Origin of the sequence: Aeromonas sp. FDAARGOS 1407, assembly GCF_019048725.1 — a bacterium.
In the GTDB taxonomy this organism is placed as follows: Bacteria; Pseudomonadota; Gammaproteobacteria; order Enterobacterales; family Aeromonadaceae; genus Aeromonas; species Aeromonas enteropelogenes.
On record NZ_CP077399.1, the window covers coordinates 3,483,211 to 3,501,069 of the forward strand.

22 protein-coding genes are annotated in these 17,859 nt (G+C 58.4%); 16 read left to right on the forward strand and 6 right to left on the reverse strand.

The features are described 5' to 3' along the window. The first annotated feature begins 52 nt into the window (after positions 1-52). A complete protein-coding gene (gene pfkA / locus I6L37_RS16395) occupies positions 53-1,024 on the forward strand; it encodes a 6-phosphofructokinase (protein WP_216992406.1) in 972 nt (323 codons plus the stop codon). 705 nt (positions 1,025-1,729) lie between these two features. After that, positions 1,730-2,017, forward strand: a complete 288-nt coding sequence (locus I6L37_RS16400) for a hypothetical protein (protein ID WP_216992407.1) — start codon at positions 1,730-1,732, stop codon at positions 2,015-2,017. 424 nt (positions 2,018-2,441) lie between these two features. Here the strand turns inward: I6L37_RS16400 and I6L37_RS16405 are convergent, their stop codons facing one another. Continuing rightward, positions 2,442-3,683 (reverse strand): dicarboxylate/amino acid:cation symporter, encoded by a 1,242-nt coding sequence (locus tag I6L37_RS16405; RefSeq protein WP_042026077.1) that lies wholly within the window; start codon positions 3,681-3,683, stop codon positions 2,442-2,444. 271 nt (positions 3,684-3,954) lie between these two features. On the opposite strand from I6L37_RS16405, the gene I6L37_RS16410 reads away from it, so the two are divergent. From I6L37_RS16410 to I6L37_RS16420, 3 genes are all read left to right on the forward strand, one after another. Continuing rightward, positions 3,955-4,239 (forward strand): pyrimidine/purine nucleoside phosphorylase, encoded by a 285-nt coding sequence (locus I6L37_RS16410; RefSeq protein ID WP_042026075.1) that lies wholly within the window; start codon positions 3,955-3,957, stop codon positions 4,237-4,239. Between the two features lie 150 nt (positions 4,240-4,389). Beyond that, the gene (locus I6L37_RS16415) at positions 4,390-5,775 is read left to right on the forward strand and encodes an L-serine ammonia-lyase (RefSeq protein WP_216992408.1); all 1,386 of its coding nucleotides are present in this window, start codon (positions 4,390-4,392) and stop codon (positions 5,773-5,775) included. Between the two features lie 274 nt (positions 5,776-6,049). After that, positions 6,050-7,420: an L-serine ammonia-lyase gene (locus tag I6L37_RS16420; protein ID WP_042026072.1), complete on the forward strand. Its 1,371-nt coding sequence runs from the start codon at positions 6,050-6,052 to the stop codon at positions 7,418-7,420. Between the two features lie 614 nt (positions 7,421-8,034). Here I6L37_RS16420 and I6L37_RS16425 read toward each other — a convergent pair. Next, positions 8,035-8,313, reverse strand: a complete 279-nt coding sequence (locus I6L37_RS16425) for a YcgL domain-containing protein (RefSeq protein ID WP_042026070.1) — start codon at positions 8,311-8,313, stop codon at positions 8,035-8,037. A 107-nt stretch (positions 8,314-8,420) separates the two neighbouring features. On the opposite strand from I6L37_RS16425, the gene minC reads away from it, so the two are divergent. The 5 genes from minC to mtgA all read left to right on the forward strand — a co-directional run bounded on the left by minC (position 8,421) and on the right by mtgA (position 11,509). After that, a complete protein-coding gene (gene minC / locus I6L37_RS16430) occupies positions 8,421-9,128 on the forward strand; it encodes a septum site-determining protein MinC (RefSeq protein WP_216992409.1) in 708 nt (235 codons plus the stop codon). Positions 9,129-9,146: 18 nt separating this feature from the next. Next, positions 9,147-9,959 carry a septum site-determining protein MinD gene (minD, locus tag I6L37_RS16435; protein ID WP_042026066.1) on the forward strand — a complete coding sequence of 271 codons (813 nt, stop codon included), beginning with the start codon at positions 9,147-9,149 and terminating at the stop codon, positions 9,957-9,959. A 2-nt stretch (positions 9,960-9,961) separates the two neighbouring features. Then, a complete protein-coding gene (gene minE / locus I6L37_RS16440) occupies positions 9,962-10,228 on the forward strand; it encodes a cell division topological specificity factor MinE (protein ID WP_042012553.1) in 267 nt (88 codons plus the stop codon). A gap of 193 nt (positions 10,229-10,421) precedes the next feature. Then, positions 10,422-10,748, forward strand: a complete 327-nt coding sequence (locus tag I6L37_RS16445; protein WP_216992410.1) for an HI1450 family dsDNA-mimic protein — start codon at positions 10,422-10,424, stop codon at positions 10,746-10,748. Beyond that, entirely contained in the window at positions 10,733-11,509 is a 777-nt protein-coding gene (mtgA, locus tag I6L37_RS16450; protein ID WP_216992411.1) for a monofunctional biosynthetic peptidoglycan transglycosylase, read from the forward strand. The genes I6L37_RS16445 and mtgA overlap by 16 nt, the downstream gene beginning before the upstream one ends. Before the next feature lie 3 nt (positions 11,510-11,512). Here the strand turns inward: mtgA and I6L37_RS22185 are convergent, their stop codons facing one another. Continuing rightward, positions 11,513-11,641 (reverse strand): hypothetical protein, encoded by a 129-nt coding sequence (locus I6L37_RS22185; RefSeq protein ID WP_302056809.1) that lies wholly within the window; start codon positions 11,639-11,641, stop codon positions 11,513-11,515. A gap of 146 nt (positions 11,642-11,787) precedes the next feature. Between I6L37_RS22185 and I6L37_RS16455 the strand changes: the two genes are divergently transcribed. After that, positions 11,788-12,111 (forward strand): HI1450 family dsDNA-mimic protein, encoded by a 324-nt coding sequence (locus tag I6L37_RS16455; RefSeq protein ID WP_026457797.1) that lies wholly within the window; start codon positions 11,788-11,790, stop codon positions 12,109-12,111. Positions 12,112-12,153: 42 nt separating this feature from the next. On the opposite strand, the gene I6L37_RS16460 is transcribed toward I6L37_RS16455, so the two are convergent. Beyond that, on the reverse strand, positions 12,154-12,471 hold the full coding sequence (locus I6L37_RS16460) for a DUF1289 domain-containing protein (protein ID WP_216992412.1): 318 nt from the start codon (positions 12,469-12,471) through the stop codon (positions 12,154-12,156). Next, positions 12,472-13,326 carry a S1 RNA-binding domain-containing protein gene (locus I6L37_RS16465; protein WP_216992413.1) on the reverse strand — a complete coding sequence of 285 codons (855 nt, stop codon included), beginning with the start codon at positions 13,324-13,326 and terminating at the stop codon, positions 12,472-12,474. It lies immediately after the preceding gene. Between the two features lie 231 nt (positions 13,327-13,557). On the opposite strand from I6L37_RS16465, the gene I6L37_RS16470 reads away from it, so the two are divergent. From I6L37_RS16470 to I6L37_RS16485, 4 genes are all read left to right on the forward strand, one after another. Beyond that, a complete protein-coding gene (locus I6L37_RS16470; protein WP_216992414.1) occupies positions 13,558-14,772 on the forward strand; it encodes a UPF0149 family protein in 1,215 nt (404 codons plus the stop codon). A 170-nt stretch (positions 14,773-14,942) separates the two neighbouring features. Continuing rightward, positions 14,943-15,407: a MarR family winged helix-turn-helix transcriptional regulator gene (locus I6L37_RS16475; RefSeq protein ID WP_026458376.1), complete on the forward strand. Its 465-nt coding sequence runs from the start codon at positions 14,943-14,945 to the stop codon at positions 15,405-15,407. A gap of 2 nt (positions 15,408-15,409) precedes the next feature. Continuing rightward, positions 15,410-15,598 (forward strand): DUF4250 domain-containing protein, encoded by a 189-nt coding sequence (locus I6L37_RS16480; protein ID WP_026458375.1) that lies wholly within the window; start codon positions 15,410-15,412, stop codon positions 15,596-15,598. A 170-nt stretch (positions 15,599-15,768) separates the two neighbouring features. After that, complete coding sequence (locus I6L37_RS16485) at positions 15,769-15,942, forward strand: hypothetical protein (protein ID WP_167335313.1); 174 nt, start codon at positions 15,769-15,771, stop codon at positions 15,940-15,942. A 138-nt stretch (positions 15,943-16,080) separates the two neighbouring features. On the opposite strand, the gene I6L37_RS16490 is transcribed toward I6L37_RS16485, so the two are convergent. Beyond that, positions 16,081-16,668 carry an FMN-dependent NADH-azoreductase gene (locus I6L37_RS16490; RefSeq protein ID WP_216992415.1) on the reverse strand — a complete coding sequence of 196 codons (588 nt, stop codon included), beginning with the start codon at positions 16,666-16,668 and terminating at the stop codon, positions 16,081-16,083. Positions 16,669-16,893: 225 nt separating this feature from the next. Between I6L37_RS16490 and I6L37_RS16495 the strand changes: the two genes are divergently transcribed. Then, complete coding sequence (locus I6L37_RS16495; protein WP_042070002.1) at positions 16,894-17,781, forward strand: DMT family transporter; 888 nt, start codon at positions 16,894-16,896, stop codon at positions 17,779-17,781. The last annotated feature ends 78 nt before the right edge of the window (positions 17,782-17,859 follow it).

The window sequence follows — 17,859 nt, forward strand, 5'->3', positions numbered from 1 at the left end:
GCTTGTCTATTTCCAAACATTCGTATTTGACAACTCAGATCCAGAGGCACTCATGACCAAACAAATCAAACGTATTGGTGTTCTGACCAGTGGTGGCGACGCGCCGGGTATGAACGCAGCCATTCGCGCCGTGGTGCGCGCCGGCCTGCATCATGGCCTGGAAGTGTACGGCGTCTATGATGGCTATCTCGGTCTGCACCAGGATCGCATCGTCAAGCTGGAGCGCCACAGCGTCTCCGACGTGGTGAACCGTGGTGGTACTTTCCTGGGTTCTGCCCGTTTCCCTGCCTTCAAAGATCCGGCCGTTCGCGCCGAAGCGATCGAGAACCTGAAAAAGCACGGCATCGACGCCCTGGTGGTGATCGGCGGTGACGGCTCCTACATGGGTGCCAAGAAGCTGACCGAAGAGGGTTTCCCCTGCATCGGCCTGCCGGGCACCATCGACAACGATATCGCAGGCACCGACTTCACCATCGGTTTTGATACTGCCCTGAACGTGGTCGTAGACGCCATCGACCGTCTGCGCGACACCTGCAGCTCCCACCACCGCATCTCCGTGGTCGAGATCATGGGCCGCCACTGTGGCGATCTGGCCATGTCTGCCGCCGTTGCCGGTGGTGCCGAATACGTGATCGTGCCGGAAGTGGCCTTCGACAAAGAGAAGCTGCTGCAACAGATCAAGGAAGGTGAAGTCAAAGGCAAGAAGCACGCCATCATCACCATCTGTGAACACGTTACCGACGTAAATGCACTGGCCAAGGATATCGAAGCCATGACCGGCCGCGAAACCCGAGCCACCATCCTGGGCCACATCCAGCGTGGTGGTGCCCCGACGGCCCGTGACCGCATCATGTCCAGCCGTATGGGCGCCTATGCCGTCGAACAGCTGCTGGCCGGCCACGGTGGCCGCTGCGTCGGTATCCAGCGCAACGAGCTGGTTCACCACGACATCATCGACTGCATCGAGAACATGAAGCGCCCCTTCGATCAGGAGCTCTATAACCTCTCCACCACCCTGTTCTAAGGCATATCAGCCCAAACAGGCCAGTCTGATAAAAACCCTCCACCCGGAGGGTTTTTTATTTCTGCCTGATGGCCAACCCCATTCATTGCGCCAGAGCTCTTATCCAGCACAACATGTGCCTGCCTCTGCTCAGGAGAAACGCAAAGCGCCAAGCGCTTGTACCTGTCAGGCTCGCGGCTCAACATTCGCGACTCAACAAAGACGCGATCACCATCACCCCCTGCTCTCTTGCGTACCGCTGTGCACGACAACCAAGACGCCCATCTTGCTTATACCGACCTCAAGCCGAGCAATGTAAGGCAAGCGCATTCCAGCCTGACCTCCCGTGCCAATCCGTCACTACCAGCGACTTGCCCTGACAAACTAGACAGGCTAACCGGTCGCACCACTATATTGGTGGCGATAAAATGCACACCCACGCCTCTGCAGCCTCTGTTATGCGGTCAACGCACCTGAAAACGGGCCATTTTCTGCAAACTCTGATGCAGTTCACTGCGAATAGAAGCCTGATATGACAAGGCCTGACCGTGAAATGACGCGCGGTGATATTCAGTGGATGAGATATCCATGTCACATCCTGTCAAATCCAGTTTATACGCACTTTAGTCAACCAAAAGCACCCCTTTTCAGTCAGATAAGTGCCATTTCACGAATGGGAATCATATAAAACCCACAAAAAAGAAGGATAAATGATCGCATAACAATATGAATTTAAAAGAATTAAATATCATCAAACAAGAAAGATGTTCCCTAACCATCACCATGCCCATTAAACGAGCTCCATATTGTAAAAATACAGCCTTCATCATCATGGGCGACAAAAGACATCACTTTTTCAAATTTAACCCTTGTTTTAAGGCTGACGTATGGTATCTTGACATCATCAATCAACGACTTGGGGAGAAAAAAATGAAAGAATTTGTTGTGACTGCGGTATTCACCGTCTTTTTCACCCTGGTTGCTGTCTCTCTGCCCTCACTGTCACAGTTCTGAGCCGGATAGGGAGACATCAATCCGGACCGCTTGTGTCAGCCAAGCCTGATAAATCGCCACTAACAGGCATTTTTCAGCCTTGATGCCATCACAAGCCACTTAAATATGATTTCATCATCTTGGCGTCGTTTTTTTCACCGCCAGGGTGACAGGACAGCAGGACGAAGTGTCCAATCATATCCGGGGGAGCATGGCTCCCCTTTTTGCTGCCCGCGATTGCTCACGTCATCTTCAATCCTGAATGACCATCGGCGCTGCCATCCCCCCACGGCCTGCCCTCCCAATCTGAATTTCCCTGGCCTGACCGTACTCGCTCACCTCGTCTGAACGAACTTTTGCCTGCCAGCTGGGATCAAAAAAGCCCCCACCGCGAGGTGGGGGCTTTGTCCTTCAAGCTATGCAATCAGGCTGGCAGATGGCATCGTTACGCCTTGTTCCAGCGCTGCGGGTCATATTCCGGGCTGAAGCGGTCGACGATGACCGCACAGGCCGCATCACCCGTGATATTGAGAGCGGTACGGATCATGTCGAACAGACGATCCAGGGCAAACAGCAGCGGCAAGCCTTCGATGGGAATGCCGGCCGCCAGCAGCACGGCCACCACCAGGAAGCTCGGGCCCGGCACGCCGGCCTGACCGATAGCCCCCAGGGTGGAGGTCACAATGATGGCCGCCCAGGCACCGGCGCTCAGATCGATGTTGTAGATCTGGGCGAAGAAGATAGCGACCAGACCGTAATAGATGGCGTTACCGCTCATATTGATGGTGGCACCCAGAGGCAGCACGAACGAGGCAGTGGCGTTGCTCACCTTCAACTCCCGCTCGCAGGTTTCCATGTTGACCGGCAGGGTCGCCATGGAAGAGGCGGTGGAGAAGGCCACGATCTGCGGCTTCTTCATGGCGGAGAGATACTTCATCACCGGGGTGTTGGAGAAGATCGCTACCAGCAGCGGGTAGACCACGAAACCGAAGATCAGGATAGCGCCGACATAGACCAGGAACAGCTTGAGCACCAGGGTCAGCACATCGAAACCATAGGTACCGATGGCATCGGCCATCAGGCCGAAGACCCCCAGGGGCGCAATCAGCATCACCTTGTTGATCATCCAAACGAAAGCATCCACCAGGGTGTTGAGGCCATCGACCAGCGGCTTGGCCCGTTCACGGGGCTGCTTGGCCAGCGCGATGCCGAGGAACATGCAGAACACCAGGATCTGCAGAATGTTGGCCTCGTTCAAAGACTGGAACACGTTGGTCGGGATCATCCCGAGCACGGTGGCCACCGCATCGGGCAGTGCGCCCTTGTCGGAGTAGTCACCACTGAACAGGGTGGACATGGCACCGAAGTCGACACCGATGCCGGGCTTGAAGAGTTGTCCCATCACCAGCGCCAAGGAGACGGCCAGTGCAGAAGTCAGCAGGAAGAAGCCCAGGGTGGCGGCACCTATCTTGCCGGCCGCCGGGCTGGTCCCCAGGTTGGCGGCACCGGAGAGAATGGCCACCGCCACCAGAGGGATCACCAGCATCTTGATCAGCTGGATGAAGAGGCTACCGAGTGGAGCGAAGATGGCCGCCTGTTCACCCATGAACACCCCGGCCAGCACACCCAGTACCATGGCAACCATCACTTGGAAGCCGATATTTCTAATGAGTCCTTTAGTTAACACAATCTGTTCCTTTATGTAGCAAAATTCACACTTTTCCCAGTGCAATTAACCAAACAGGGGAATGAGCATCTGCTCATTCCCCTGTTTGGGCGCTTTATCTCATATTTAATTGCTGTTTTAAATCAGCAAATCGTTAACCGAAGCTATTAATAATTTTGCTAAAAAGTAAAGATTCAATACGGTCTTGTCTGTTTTTCCCGCATCTTGCCATGACAACGGGCGAAAGAGTGTGCTAGTTTGACCCTGTCAACGAATAAACAAGGATGTAAAGATGCTGAAAGTTAACGAATATTTCGACGGAAATGTAAAATCCATCGGTTTTGAGCAAAATGACGAGAAATCCACGGTTGGCGTCATGAACGTGGGTGATTACCTGTTCAACACTGCCGCCCCCGAGCGCATGACGGTGATCAAGGGCGCCCTGACCATTCAACTGGCCGGTGAAGAGGAGTGGCACACCTACAGCCAGGGCCACTCTTTCGTGGTCGCGGGACACTCCTCCTTCAAGCTGCAAGTGGCCACCCCCACCGCCTACCTCTGCGAGTTTCTCTCCTGATCCTGCCGGTTGAAGGGGGTTTCCCCTTCAACCCGGTTTGCCTACCGGCTCCCATATCGCTGTCCAGGTCACAGCGCAGCAGATCACCGCTTTTCATCCATGGGAAAAATCCTAGAATAAACAGACATAAACCATCACCGGAGTGATGACATGATCAGCGTGTTTGATCTTTTTTCCATAGGTATCGGCCCCTCCTCTTCCCACACGGTGGGCCCCATGCGTGCAGCCTATGCCTTCGTTCAACAACTCAAGCAGCAGGGGCATTTACCCCACATCACCCGGGTCGAGGTGGAGTGCTACGGCTCTTTGGGCCAGACCGGCAAGGGGCACGGCACCGGCAAGGCGATCATTCTGGGGCTGGCGGGATTTGAACCCGAATCCGTCGACATCGACGCCATCCCGGCCATGCTGGCCCGGGTCGACCAAGAACAAACCCTGTTGCTGGCAGGCGAGCAACCTAGTCGCTTCCCCCGCAGCGGCGCCATCATCTTCAACCGGCGTACCACCCTGCCCGCCCACACCAATGGCATGACCCTGCGCGCCTTTGCCGCCGACGATGCCATGGTGTCGAGCCAGACCTACTACTCGGTCGGGGGCGGCTTCATCATAGAGGAGAGCCAGTTCGCCACGGCCAAGGAGGACGCGGCCCGTCTTGATGCCGAGCACCCCATCCCATATCCCTTTGACAGCGGAGCCCAACTGCTCGCCCACTGCCAGGAGAGCGGCCTCTCCATCTCGGGCCTGCTGCTCGCCAATGAGCGGGTCTTTCGCAGCGACGAACAGATAAAGGCGGGACTTCGCAAGATCTGGCACACCATGCAAAGCTGCATCGAGCGGGGTTGCAAGAGCGAGGGGGTGCTGCCGGGCGGACTCAAGGTGCGTCGCCGCGCCCCCGGGCTGTTTCGCCAGCTCAGCTGCGAGACCAACTTCAACAAGGATCCCCTGATGGTGATGGAGTGGGTGGACCTGTTTGCCCTCGCCGTCAATGAAGAGAACGCGGCGGGCGGCCGGGTCGTCACCGCTCCCACCAACGGCGCCGCCGGTATCATCCCGGCGGTGCTGCACTACTATGATCGCTTCGTTCACAAGGTGGATGACGAGATCCTGGTGCGCTACTTTCTCACCGCCGCCGCCATCGGCATCCTTTATAAGAAGAACGCGTCGCTGTCGGGGGCCGAAGTGGGCTGTCAGGGGGAAGTGGGGGTCGCCTGCTCCATGGCCGCCGGTGCCCTCACCGAACTGCTTGGTGGCAGCCCCGCCATGGTGGAAAACGCCGCCGAGATCGGCATGGAGCACAATTTAGGGCTCACCTGCGACCCCATTGGCGGGCTGGTACAGGTCCCCTGCATCGAGCGCAACGCCATGGGGGCGGTCAAGGCGATCAACGCGGCGCGCCTGGCGCTGCGCGGTACCGGCGAGCACAAGGTGTCGCTCGACAAGGTGATCAAGACCATGTGGGAAACCGGCAACGACATGAAGACCAAGTACAAGGAGACGGCCCGTGGTGGCCTGGCTGTTAACATTACAGAATGTTAATAAGCCGATGCGAGCTTCATTCAGCCCTCAACTACCCGGCCTGGCCGGGTATTTTTTTGCTTATCGGCTTAACAAAATGGATAAGTACCAAAATAAATTTTATACTCGCGCCTTAAATTCAACAAAAATAGATCTATTTCAACTTTTTTTAGGCTTTGAACCGTTACACTGCGGTTATCTGGTTCAATGAGCCGCGCAATCTGTGCGCACCATGGATCTCCCCAATTCAAGTGAGTGGGCATGCCGCCCCCTTCTACCCTGAGGTAATAGTGACATGATCAGCGTTTTTGATATCTTCAAAATCGGTGTAGGCCCCTCCTCTTCCCACACTGTTGGCCCGATGAAGGCTGCCAAACAGTTTGTTGACGAGCTTCGCGCAGGCGGCAAGATCCGCGATATCACCCGGATCAAGGTCGACGTCTACGGCTCTCTCTCCTGGACCGGCAAGGGCCACCACACCGACACCGCCATCATCATGGGTCTGGCCGGCAACCTGCCGGAGAACGTTGATATCGACGCTATCCCCGAGTTCATCTCCCGTGTCGAGCAGACCGAGCGTCTGCCCATTGGTCTGCACTGCCACACCGTCAGCTTCCCACGCGATGCCATGGTGTTTCACGATGAAGCCCTGCCCCTGCACGAAAACGGCATGAAGCTGACCGCCTTCATCGAAGACGACGTCATCTACAGCAAGACTTACTACTCCATCGGCGGTGGCTTCATCGTCGACGAGGAGAACTTCGGCAAGGCCGACAGCGGCGACATGGCCGTGCGCTACCCGTTCAAGAGCGCAGCCGAACTGGTTGCCCACTGCAGCCAGACCGGTCTCTCCATCTCCTCCCTGATGATGGAGAACGAGAAGTGCTTCAACACCCCGGAAGAGATCTACAAGAAGTTCGGCAAGATCTGGAACACCATGCGTGAAGCCATCGATCGCGGCTGCCGCACCGAGGGCGTGCTCTCCGGTCCGCTGCGCGTGCCCCGTCGTGCCGCTCCCCTGTTCCGTCAGCTGAGCACCAACGAGAACCTCTCCAACGATCCCATGGGTATCGTCGACTGGGTCAACATGTTTGCCCTGGCGGTGAGCGAAGAGAACGCGGCCGGTGGTCGTGTGGTGACTGCACCGACCAACGGCGCCGCCGGCATCATCCCCGCCGTGCTGGCCTATTACGACAAGTTCATCCAGCCGGTTGGCCGCGACGACTACACCCGTTTCTTCCTGGCAGCCGGTGCCGTCGGCATCCTGTACAAGATGAACGCCTCCATCTCCGGCGCCGAAGTGGGTTGCCAGGGTGAAGTGGGCGTCTCCTGCTCCATGGCCGCAGCCGGTCTGACCGAGCTGATGGGTGGTAGCCCGGAGCACGTGTGTGAAGCGGCCGAGATCGCCATGGAACACAATCTGGGTCTGACTTGTGACCCGGTGGCCGGCCAGGTGCAGGTACCCTGCATCGAGCGCAACGCCATCGCCGCCATGAAGTCGGTCAACGCCTCCCGCATGGCCCTGCGCCGCACCTCCAAACCGCGCGTCTCCCTGGACAAGGTCATCGAGACCATGTACATCACCGGCAAGGACATGGACTCCAAGTACCGCGAAACCTCTCGCGGTGGCCTAGCCATCAAGGTGATGCAGGTTGCTTGCGAATAAGCAGTCCAGAATATAAAAAAGGCGGGTTATCCCGCCTTTTTTATTGCCGTTTTTCGCCACGCCAGCGCCAAGCTTTTTGGATCACGCAAGCCAATAGCGCCGGCCAGTACCGCTATGCTCGTGCAGCTAACCCTCTTTTTAGACTCGCTTTAATACTCTCTTTCACAGCGCCCTTCCTTTTCTCCTGGCACAGCTCCGGACGCCCGTTATCGGCCCTCGCCAGCCACCCGCAGTATCACGGTATACGGCAGTCCGTCTCATTGCCTGCGCGGGTCTGCGTACGAGAGCACTTGCCCAGACAAGAGAAGTTCAGCCGCAACAGGGAGTTGCAAATATGGACAAGGGGCAAAAAGTCCGCGCTGAAATAAGTATCAGGGGTGGTCACTCACGCTATTTTGTGAGCGGTCGCAAAAGTTGATGATATTGTGTCCGGGCCGGATTGACTTTTAATTTGGATGTATTGGGCAATATTTCAACGCACCGATTAATTCGGCGTACCTATTATTGCCGGAATTATCTGCATCCTTGCCATGAGATGACGCGCCCCGAAATGGGGCGCTAAAAATACAAATAGCCGGTTCGCCATCCATTCTCGGCGATTGGGTACTGGATATTTAACCAGACTTTTTCAGCTGCGCCTTGTGCTGTTCCAGCAAATTTTCCGGAGGGGGTGGCACCTGCAGATAGAAGCCCTGGGTCGTCAGCGCAGCCATCACCTTGCTGACATTGGCTAGCCCCAGAGGCTTGGCGGGGTCCAGCTTGGTCATCAGCACCAGCTCGGGACGGCCGAAGGTGGTCATCAGCGCCTCGGGTACGCGGGAAAAATCCTCTCTTCTTTCAACAAAAAGATAGGTCTCGGCTTTTTTGCGACTTTTATAGACTGCACACAACATGGAAATTGATATAATCCGACGAGTTTATTGCCTCTGATGGGGGCAAACTATAACATCAGGAATTGAATAACAATAACGGATTAGCATCTCTGCCTCGGGGAAGATTCATGGTTGAGCGCGATAACGAATTGAAAGGGTCCACCTTCACTATTTCTGTGTTGCATATCAGCGATGGCGAGCCAGAGCGGATCCGTCAGTTGTTGGCCGAAAAGGTGGCCCAGGCCCCCTACTTTTTTAACTGTGCTCCCCTGGTGATCAATGTCTCCCGGCTGGAACATATCCCGGATTTTGAGCAGCTCAAGGAGTTGGTGGAATCCGAGGAGTTCGTGCTGGTGGGCGTGACCGGGGCGCGCAATGAAGAGATGAAGACGGCGGCCAAGGCAGCAGGGCTGGCGGTGATGGCCTCCGGCAAGAGCCGCAAGAGTGAACCGGCCCCCGAGCCGGTCGCCCCCGTGGTGGCCCTCGAACCCGAGCCAGCCCCCCTGATCCCGACCAGGGTACACGTGGGGCCGGTGCGCTCCGGTCAGCAGATTTATGCCGCAGGCACCTCCCTGGTGGTGCTGGGCTCAGTCAGTCCGGGGGCCGAAGTGCTCGCCGATGACAGCATTCATATTTATGGCACCCTGCGTGGCAGGGCCATTGCCGGCGCCCGTGGCAACACCCGGGCCCGGATCTATTGTCAGCAATTGCAGGCCGAGCTGCTCTCCATCGCGGGTACTTTCCAGTTGAGCGATGCCCTGCCGGCAGGCCTGATCCAGCAAGCGGTACATATCCGGCTGGACAATGAACAACTCCGAATAGACCGTATCAAATAGAGTTACAAGGAAGCGAGAATGGCGCGAATTATTGTCGTTACATCGGGTAAAGGTGGCGTTGGCAAGACCACAACCAGTGCGGCCCTGAGCACAGGTTTAGCCCAGCGTGGTCACAAGACAGTGGTCATCGATTTTGACATCGGTCTGAGAAACCTGGATCTCATCATGGGCTGCGAGCGCCGCGTGGTGTATGACTTCGTCAACGTCATCAATGGCGAGGCCAACCTTAACCAGGCCCTCATTAAAGACAAGCGTTGCGAGAACCTGTTCATACTGCCCGCCTCCCAGACCCGGGACAAAGACGCACTGACCCGTGAAGGGGTCGAGAAGATCCTGGATCAGCTGGCCGAGATGAAATTCGACTACATCGTCTGCGACTCCCCTGCCGGGATCGAAGCGGGCGCCCTGATGGCCCTCTACTTTGCCGACGAGGCCATCGTCACCACCAACCCGGAAGTCTCCTCCGTGCGTGACTCGGACCGGATCCTCGGCATCCTGGCCTCCAAGTCCCGCCGTGCCGAGCGCGGAGAAGACCCCATCAAGGAGCACCTGCTGCTGACCCGCTACTGCCCGACCCGCGTCAACCGCGGCGACATGCTGAGCGTGCAGGACGTGCAGGAGATCCTGGCCATCCCCCTGCTCGGGGTGATCCCGGAGTCCCAGGCGGTGCTGCGCGCCTCCAACTCCGGCGAGCCGGTGATTCTGGACAAAGAGTCCGATGCCGGTCAGGCCTATGAAGATGCGGTGTCCCGCCTGCTGGGCGACACCAAGGAATTTCGTTTTTTGGAAGCAGAGAAGAAGGGCTTCTTTAGCCGACTGTTCGGGAGTTAAGCATGTCATTATTGGATTATTTTCGTTCCAACAAGAAACAGAACACCGCACAACTGGCCAAAGAGCGGTTGCAGATCATCGTTGCACACGAGCGTTCATCCAGAGGGGGGCCGGATTACCTGCCCCAGCTCAAGCAGGATATCCTCGATGTGATCCGTAAATACGTCAACATCGATCCGGACAAGATCACCGTCCAGCTGGATCAGAAGAGTGATGAGCTGTCGGTCCTCGAGCTCAACATCACCTTCGCCGATGACAAGAAGGGATGAGCTGACGCCCTATGCGTGACCTTTTTCCCAAATAAAGACCGGATCCTTGGCGGGATCCGGTCTTTTATCATCACTATTTCCCCCTCATGACCCACCCCGTCTCGCCAACCGCTCGCACGATCGCTAGAATAGCCGCGACCATCGGGTTTGCCCCGTCCGGTCACTTGTCCCCCTTTTCTGGAATCGACCGTTTATGTCTTTGAATGCCGAAATGCACAGCGTCGAGGAACTGCTCGACACCGCCCTCGAACTCTTCATGGAGCTGGCGTCCGACAACCTGCCGGAGCAGGAGATCACCCTCTTCAACCAGGAGTTCAACAACCGGGGCCTGCTGGCGGAAACCGATCCGGCTGACGACTGGGAAGTGGACGTGGGATTTGAGGTCAGCGATGCCGACTATGCCGAGATCTGGGTCGGCCTTGGCAACGAGCAAGAAGAGTACGAACACCTGTTCGCCCGTATGCTGCTCTCCCGCCGTGTCGACGAGAAGTTCTGCCACATCGAATGGCTCCCCCAATAATTCCGGATCCCGATGATCCGGATCACTACGACTGGGGATCAGAGCCTGATCCCGTGGGGCCGACACTGGTGCAACGCCTCTTAAGGTGGCTGGGCAAGCTGCTGCTGGCCGCCCTGCTGTTGTCGGTCGGCTCGGTGGCACTGCTGCGTTTTATCGATCCGCCCATGTGGAGCTGGCGCATTGAGCGTGCGCTGTTTCCCCCTGCCAAGGTGGCTGAAGTCAAGCATGACTGGGTGCCGCTTGGGCAGATCTCCCGCGAGTTGCAGCTGGCGGTGATCGCCGCCGAGGATCAGCATTTTGCCGAGCACCACGGTTTCGATCTCGATGCCATCAGCTCCGCCCTCAAGCACAATCAGCAGAGCAGCCGGGTGCGCGGTGCCAGCACCCTTAGCCAGCAGACGGCCAAGAATCTCTTCATGTGGAGCGATCGCAGCTTCCTGCGCAAGGGGTTGGAGGCCTGGTTTACCCTGTTGATGGAGCTGGGCTGGGACAAGTCCCGCATCCTTGAGGTCTATCTCAATATTGTGGAGTTCGGGCCGGGGATCTATGGCGCCGAGGCGGCGGCCAGACACTACTTCGGCAAACCGGCTGCAAGACTAACCCGTTACGAGGCCTCCCTGCTGGCGGCGGCGCTGCCCAACCCCTGGCGCTACAAGGTCAATCCCCCTTCACCCTATGTGCAGCAGCGCTCGGCCTGGATCCGCCGCCAGATGAGCCAGCTCGGCCAGATCACCCTGACCCGGGTCCAGCAGGCCGATTGATGACTAACCGGCGTCGAGAGGCGCCGGGGGGCCGAGATGGCCACCCACCGTCTCGCGGTGAAGCGGCAGATAGTGCCACCACCAGGTCTCCCGCCGTCGCTTGATCTGCCGTCGTCGTCCTCGCGGTTTCATCCTCTGACTCCCCTGCATGGCTGCGTGTTAACCATACCCCTACCGGGGCCAATTGGACAGACCCGCCCGTCTGCCGGCGCACTGGTCTGGCCGCCGGTACCAATCCTTGCTACAGTAGCGAACCCCGACGAATCTGGAGTGATTTCATGGAACAGCGTACCCCGGATCAGCTGGTCGAATGGGCCTATGATCAGTTTCTCGAACAGGCTGCAGACATGCTGGCCCCTGAGCAAATTGTCGATATCACCCTGGAGTTTGAAAAGCGTGGCGCCGTCGAGGCGACGCTGCCCAATGCAGACTGGTCCACAGAATTGGGCGAACCGGTCGACATGGAACGCTGGGTAGAGGTGTGGGTCGGCTTGCTGGATCATCAGGATGAATTCGAGGTGATCTTCGCCACCTTCCTGTTGCCCCGGCTGATGCAGGAAAATGAAGTTCATATACGCTGGCATCGCCAGCAACAGGCATAAAAAAGGCGCCCTCGGCGCCTTTCTCGTTTTTACTGTCAACCCTCACATCCAGGGTTGGGCCGCGATGGCCTTGGCCAGACAGCGGCGACACCAGCAGGCGCCAGCCTCGCTCATGGGCAGGGCCGGCAGCTGGCTGCACCAACACTCATCTATGGTGGCGCCAGCGGAGACGGCGCAGTAGGCCGGCTCTCCGCAGCCGGGGCAGAGATGGGTGCTTTTCGAGCCATCCAGCTCGGCCATCACCGCCAGCTGGGCCTCGCTCTCCATCGCCGACCAGTGACCTATCTCGGTGAGGGTACGACCACAGCCGAGACAGAGGCCATCTTTCGCCCGGCACGCACCGATGCAGGGGCTCGGCACTTACTCCTGCTCCCCGTCCTGGGCAGCGTCAGTCAGGGTAATGCAGTTGTCTTCGATGACGATCTTGCCCTGCTTGTAGAGGCCGCCGATGGCCTTCTTGAAGGTACCCTTGCTCATGGCAAACAGCTTGTAGATGAGCTCGGGCTCGCTCTTGTCACCTACCGCCAGGCTGCCGCCCTGCTTCTTCATCCGCGCCAGGATGCGCTCACCGGCGTCATCTACCTTGGCCATCCCCGGCTTTTGCAGGGTCAGATCCAGCTTGCCATCCTCGCGCACCTGCTTGACCCAGGCGGTCTGGGGACGCCCCGTCATCACCCGGCCGAAGATCTCGTTGCGAAACAGCATGCCCGGGTACTGGCCGTTGACGATCACCTTGATGCCCAAGGGAGAGTGTTCACCTGGCAGAGCGGTCACCTCGTCCCCCGCCTTGAAGGGCGGTTTGGCGGTGCTGAGGAAACGCTCCAGACGGCTGGTGCCCACCATGCGCCCTTCGTGATCGAGCATCAGGCGCACCAGATAGGTATGCCCCACCTGCATCGGCTTGTTCTGTTCGCGGCTTGGCACAAACAGATCCTTTTTCATGCCCCAGTCGAGGAAGGCGCCGATCTTGTTGGCGTTGACCACCTTGAGGCCGGCAAATTCGTCCACCATGGCAAACGGCTTGTCGGTGGTGATCACCGGCTCGCAGTCAGCATCCAGATAGAAGAACACCTGCACATCGTCCCCCTCCTTGACCCCTTCCGGCAGCTGGCGCCTGGGTAGCAGCAGTTCACCGTACTCCCCGGCCGCGAGCCAGGCGCCACGGTCTTCGAGTTCAACGACGTTGAGGGTGTTCATCTTGCCAATCTGTATCATGGTGCTCTCTTTTTCTTTACCGAATGGGCCAGCTGGATCAGGGCCCTGATGGCCGCGCATGTTACCCCAAAACGGGCGATCCGGCCTAGTCCCCATCGCAACGCAGGGCCTCGTCTTTGGTGCATTTCGCCTCCAGACAGGCGATAAAATCGCCATGCAGGCGGGCTTTTACTGCAAATAACCCCACATTTAGGTAGACTTCGCGGCTGTTCAAATTCAGAGGAGTCGTCGATGAACCCATCCACTCGTACCCGCCATCTTAATCAATGGATCCAGCAACACAGCGCACAGGACATGACCTACCCTGCCCTGCACGGCTTTTTGTGCGCCCGCCTGGTGGGACCGGAGCAGCCCGACTGGCAGCAGCCGCTGGCCGGTTTGCTGGAGCAGGATGCCGAGCTGGATGAGAAGAGCGCCGAAGCGCTGCACCATCTGATTGCGGAGCTGGAGAGCCTGGCCGATGAAGAGCAACTGGCCCTGCCCAGCCAGTGTCGCCTGCCCAGTGACGATCCCGAGCAGGTATTCGACAAACAGCATCCCCTCGGGCAATGGTGCTACGGGTTTAGTCAGGGGTTTGCCACCTGGCCCAAGCCAAAGGATTTGAACGATCTCACCACCCAGCACAGATTCAGCCTCGCGGCCGAGCTCTGTCTGTTTCGTGACAAGCCCATGGCGCAGATGCTCTATAGCGCTGCCGCCAGCGATCTGCCGTTTGCCGAATTCTGCAAACGCCAGCGCCAGCACATGAAGACCGCCCTCAACCAGTTGCTCAATCTGGATCAATACCAGGCTGCCCCCAGCGCCGAGGTGGCACTGGACAGCGAGCAGGCCGAGCAGTGGCAAAAGTGGTTCGCCCTGGCCGATGCCAGCCGGGATCACAAGGTGCGTCTGGGCTGGTTCGACAAGATCATCGCCGATGCCAGCCCGTTGTTTGACGATGCCTTCTGGCAACAGATCGCCGGACACGCCTGGAGTTCACACGAAGCCCGGCCGCTGCTGGCGGCCAGAGCCGGCCGCGCCGACTGCCTGCTGCAGCTGGGCCAGTTGGCTGAGGCCAGGGCCGAATACCTGGATCTGCTCACCCTCTGCCAGGCCGACGAGCCGGGTTGCCGCTATCACCTCTCCACCCTCTATGCCCGCCAGGGAGACTGGCAGGCGCTGGCCGGATTGCTGGTGCGCTTTGACGAAGCCTCCAGCTGGCTGCTCTACAACAAGGCACTGATGGTGTTTGCCACAAAAGGCGCCGAGGCGGCCAGGGAGCATTTGCTGGCCGCCATCAATGCCAACCCGCACATCCCGGCCTGCCTGCTCGGTCAGCGCAAGCTGCCAAAGCAGGAGCCCGGCAGCTGGCAGGCGGGCAGCCGTGACGAAGCGGCGCTCTACGCCCTCTATACCCGCGATGCCTGGCTCAAGCACCAGGCCCTGCTCTGGTTGCGCAAAGGCTGAACAAACCCGGATTAAAAACCCGCCTGACTGACCCGGCTTTCGCAGGATGTCGTGCGCCACCGCACATTTCATCGCTGCCGGGTCAGACAAATCCGCGTTAGTCTCGTATCATCATTGTCAAAGTATCAAAAGAAACTGCACCAGATGCAGCTGTCACAGCAGGGTGTAATATGTCAAAAATCATCGCTTTACTCGCCCACTACCCGCCCTATCAGTTGGTTCACGCCGCCGAGATGCTACGGGATACCTTCGAGCAGTTTTACGAACAGCGCTATCAACTGACCGTGCCCCAGTGGCGCCTGATGATGGTGCTCGGCCCCCACTACCCCATCAGCCAGAAAGAGCTGGTAGAGGCAAGCGGCATGGACAAGGTGCGCATCTCTCGCGAGATCCGCCGTCTGGCCGAGAAGGGGATCATCTTTACCGAGAGCAGCGAGCAGGACAAACGCATCAGCCTGGTCTCCCTCACCAATGCGGGCCTCTCCCTCTTCCAACAGCTCAAGAGTGAGGCGGGAAGCTGGCAGCACACCCTGACCGACTACCTGCCCAGCGAATCCCGCGAGGCGATCCGCCAGCATCTGCACACCGTCAGCGCCGCCATCGAACAGCTGCAATCCCTGGACAAGGAGCAATAACCATGGATCTGAAAAAATTCGCCACCATGGACGTCAACATGCTGCTGAGCCTGATCAATATGCAGCTGCGCGATCGCTATGACGATCTGGATGATCTCTGCAAGGCGCAGGATCTCGATAAAGCGGCTCTGGAGGCCAGACTCGCCAGCGGCGATTTCCACTACCAGCCTGATCAGAAGCAATTCAGATAGGGATCGGGATCACAGAGCCGGCCGCGGCGCTGGCTCCATGGCCAAAACCTGATATGGTCGGAGGATCCCCCAACAGAGGGAAGCCCCGACGGCTTGATGGATGGATACATCAGGTTGTCACAAGAGGGCATTAGATTCGTTTCAGGCAAGCAAACCAAGGATGACCCAAGATGATGACCCGACAGAACCTGCTGATCAGCCTCGCCGCCTTGTTGATGATCAGCCTGTTTATTCCCTACTTGCCGCAAGATGGTGAACAGTGGCTGACCACCCTGCTCTGCGCCCTGCTGGTGGCCGTATTCCTGGTGCTGATCCGCGGCTGTCGCCGCTTTATCATGGATTGACGGCCCGACTCTCTTGCCTCTGGCGTTAAAGGGCTTTTCTTCTCTCCCAACCCTTGTGTCACCCGCCTCCTTTAAAAAACAAACGCAGCCAGATGGCTGCGTTTGTCATTATCCGAAAACCGCGACGGGCAGGTCGGCTTAGACGGCGAGGCTCTCCAGCTGCGCCTTGGCCGCTTCCATCCCCTTGCTCTGGGCTTCCGGCCCCATCCCCATACCCTCGGCGTAGATGAAGTCCACCTCCTTGATGCCGATGAAACCCAGCACGGTACGCATGTAGGGAGTCACCAGATCGGTGGCGCTGCCGACGTGCATGCCGCCACGGGGGCTGATCACCAGGGCCCGGGTGTTCTCCACCAGGCCGACCGGACCGGTCTCGGTGTAGCGGAAGGTCACGCCGGCACGAGCCACCAGGTCAATCCAGTTCTTCAGCTGGGTCGGGATGTTGAAGTTGTACATGGGGGCGGCAATCACCACCAGATCGCTTGCTTTCAATTCAGCGATCAGCTCGTCGGACTGGGCCAGCACGGCCAGTTGACGCTCGTTCAGGTTCTCGCCACCACGCAGGCCGGAGGCCAGCTCACCATCCAGCACCGGCAGGTTCAGGGCCGCCAGATCACGCACTGTGACGGTATCATCCTGATGATCGGCGAGGAAGCCGTCGATCAGGGCGTTGGATTGGGAGTATTGACCCAGGATGCTGGATTTGAGTACGAGGATGTTGGCCATGATGACGCTCCGTTTGCTTGTCAGTTGAACAGTGTGGCTGTCGATGGAGGTCACTCTAAACATTGGGCTTCTATACAGATAGCGAAAATAGATGCTCAACTTGTTCAAAATTTTTGATATTGGTCCACTTCCTCGCCAAAGAGCGCACTTCCCGGGCCGCACGCCTTGGCATAACAAACGATTGCCGTTATGATCCGCCGCACTTTTTTCAGTGACCCGGATCCCATGGCACCCTCACGGCACTCTCCCATTGCCGGTGCAGTCTGGATGATGGTGGCTGGCCTCTGTTTCGCCGCCGTCAACAGCCTGAGCCAGTATGTCAGCTTCAAACTCGGCCTCGCCTCCACCCAGGTCGCCTTTCACCAGTATCTGATCGCCCTGATCTGCCTGCTGCCCTGGCTGGTTCGCCACGGCTTGCGCCAGTCCCTGATGACCAACCAGTTCCGGCTGCACCTGTTGCGTGTCGCCCTAGCGGTGATCGGCATCCAGTTCTGGCTGTGGGCGCTGGCCGTGCCCGTCCCCATCTGGCAGGGCATAGCGCTGCTGATGACCTCTCCCCTGTTTGCCACCCTGGGGTCGGCCCTGCTGCTCAAGGAGCAGGTGAGCCGGGCCCGCATTCTGGCGACCCTGGCGGGGTTTGCCGGGGCCATGGTGATCCTGGCCCCCTGGACCGACGATTTCAGCTGGGCCTCCCTGCTGCCGGTGGCCGCCGCCCTGTTCTGGGCCGGTTACTCCCTGCTGGTGCGCTATCAGGCGGCGAGCGAGTCGTCCCACACCATAGTGGTCTACCTGCTTATCTTCAGCACCCCCTTCAATGCCATGCTGGCTCTGCCGGAATGGCAATGGCCCACGGCCGATCAATGGCAACTGGTCGCCCTGGCCGGAGTGCTGTCGGCGCTGGCCCAGATGTCCATCGCCCGCGCCTACAGCGTGGCGGAGGCCTCCTTCGTGCAGCCCTTCGACTTTGCCAAGCTGCCCATGAACGTGCTGGCCGGCTGGCTGGTATTTGGCTGGGCCCCTCCGGGCCGACTGTGGCTCGGCGCCGCCATCATCATTGGTGCCGTCACGCTGCTGACTCATCTGGAGCAGCGCGCCAGCAAATCCGTTTCCTGAGGTACGCCATGCGTGCCTCTTTTTTTGTCCGCTATTGGCCGCCAATAGTGACCGCAACAATGTGACCATCGACATCAG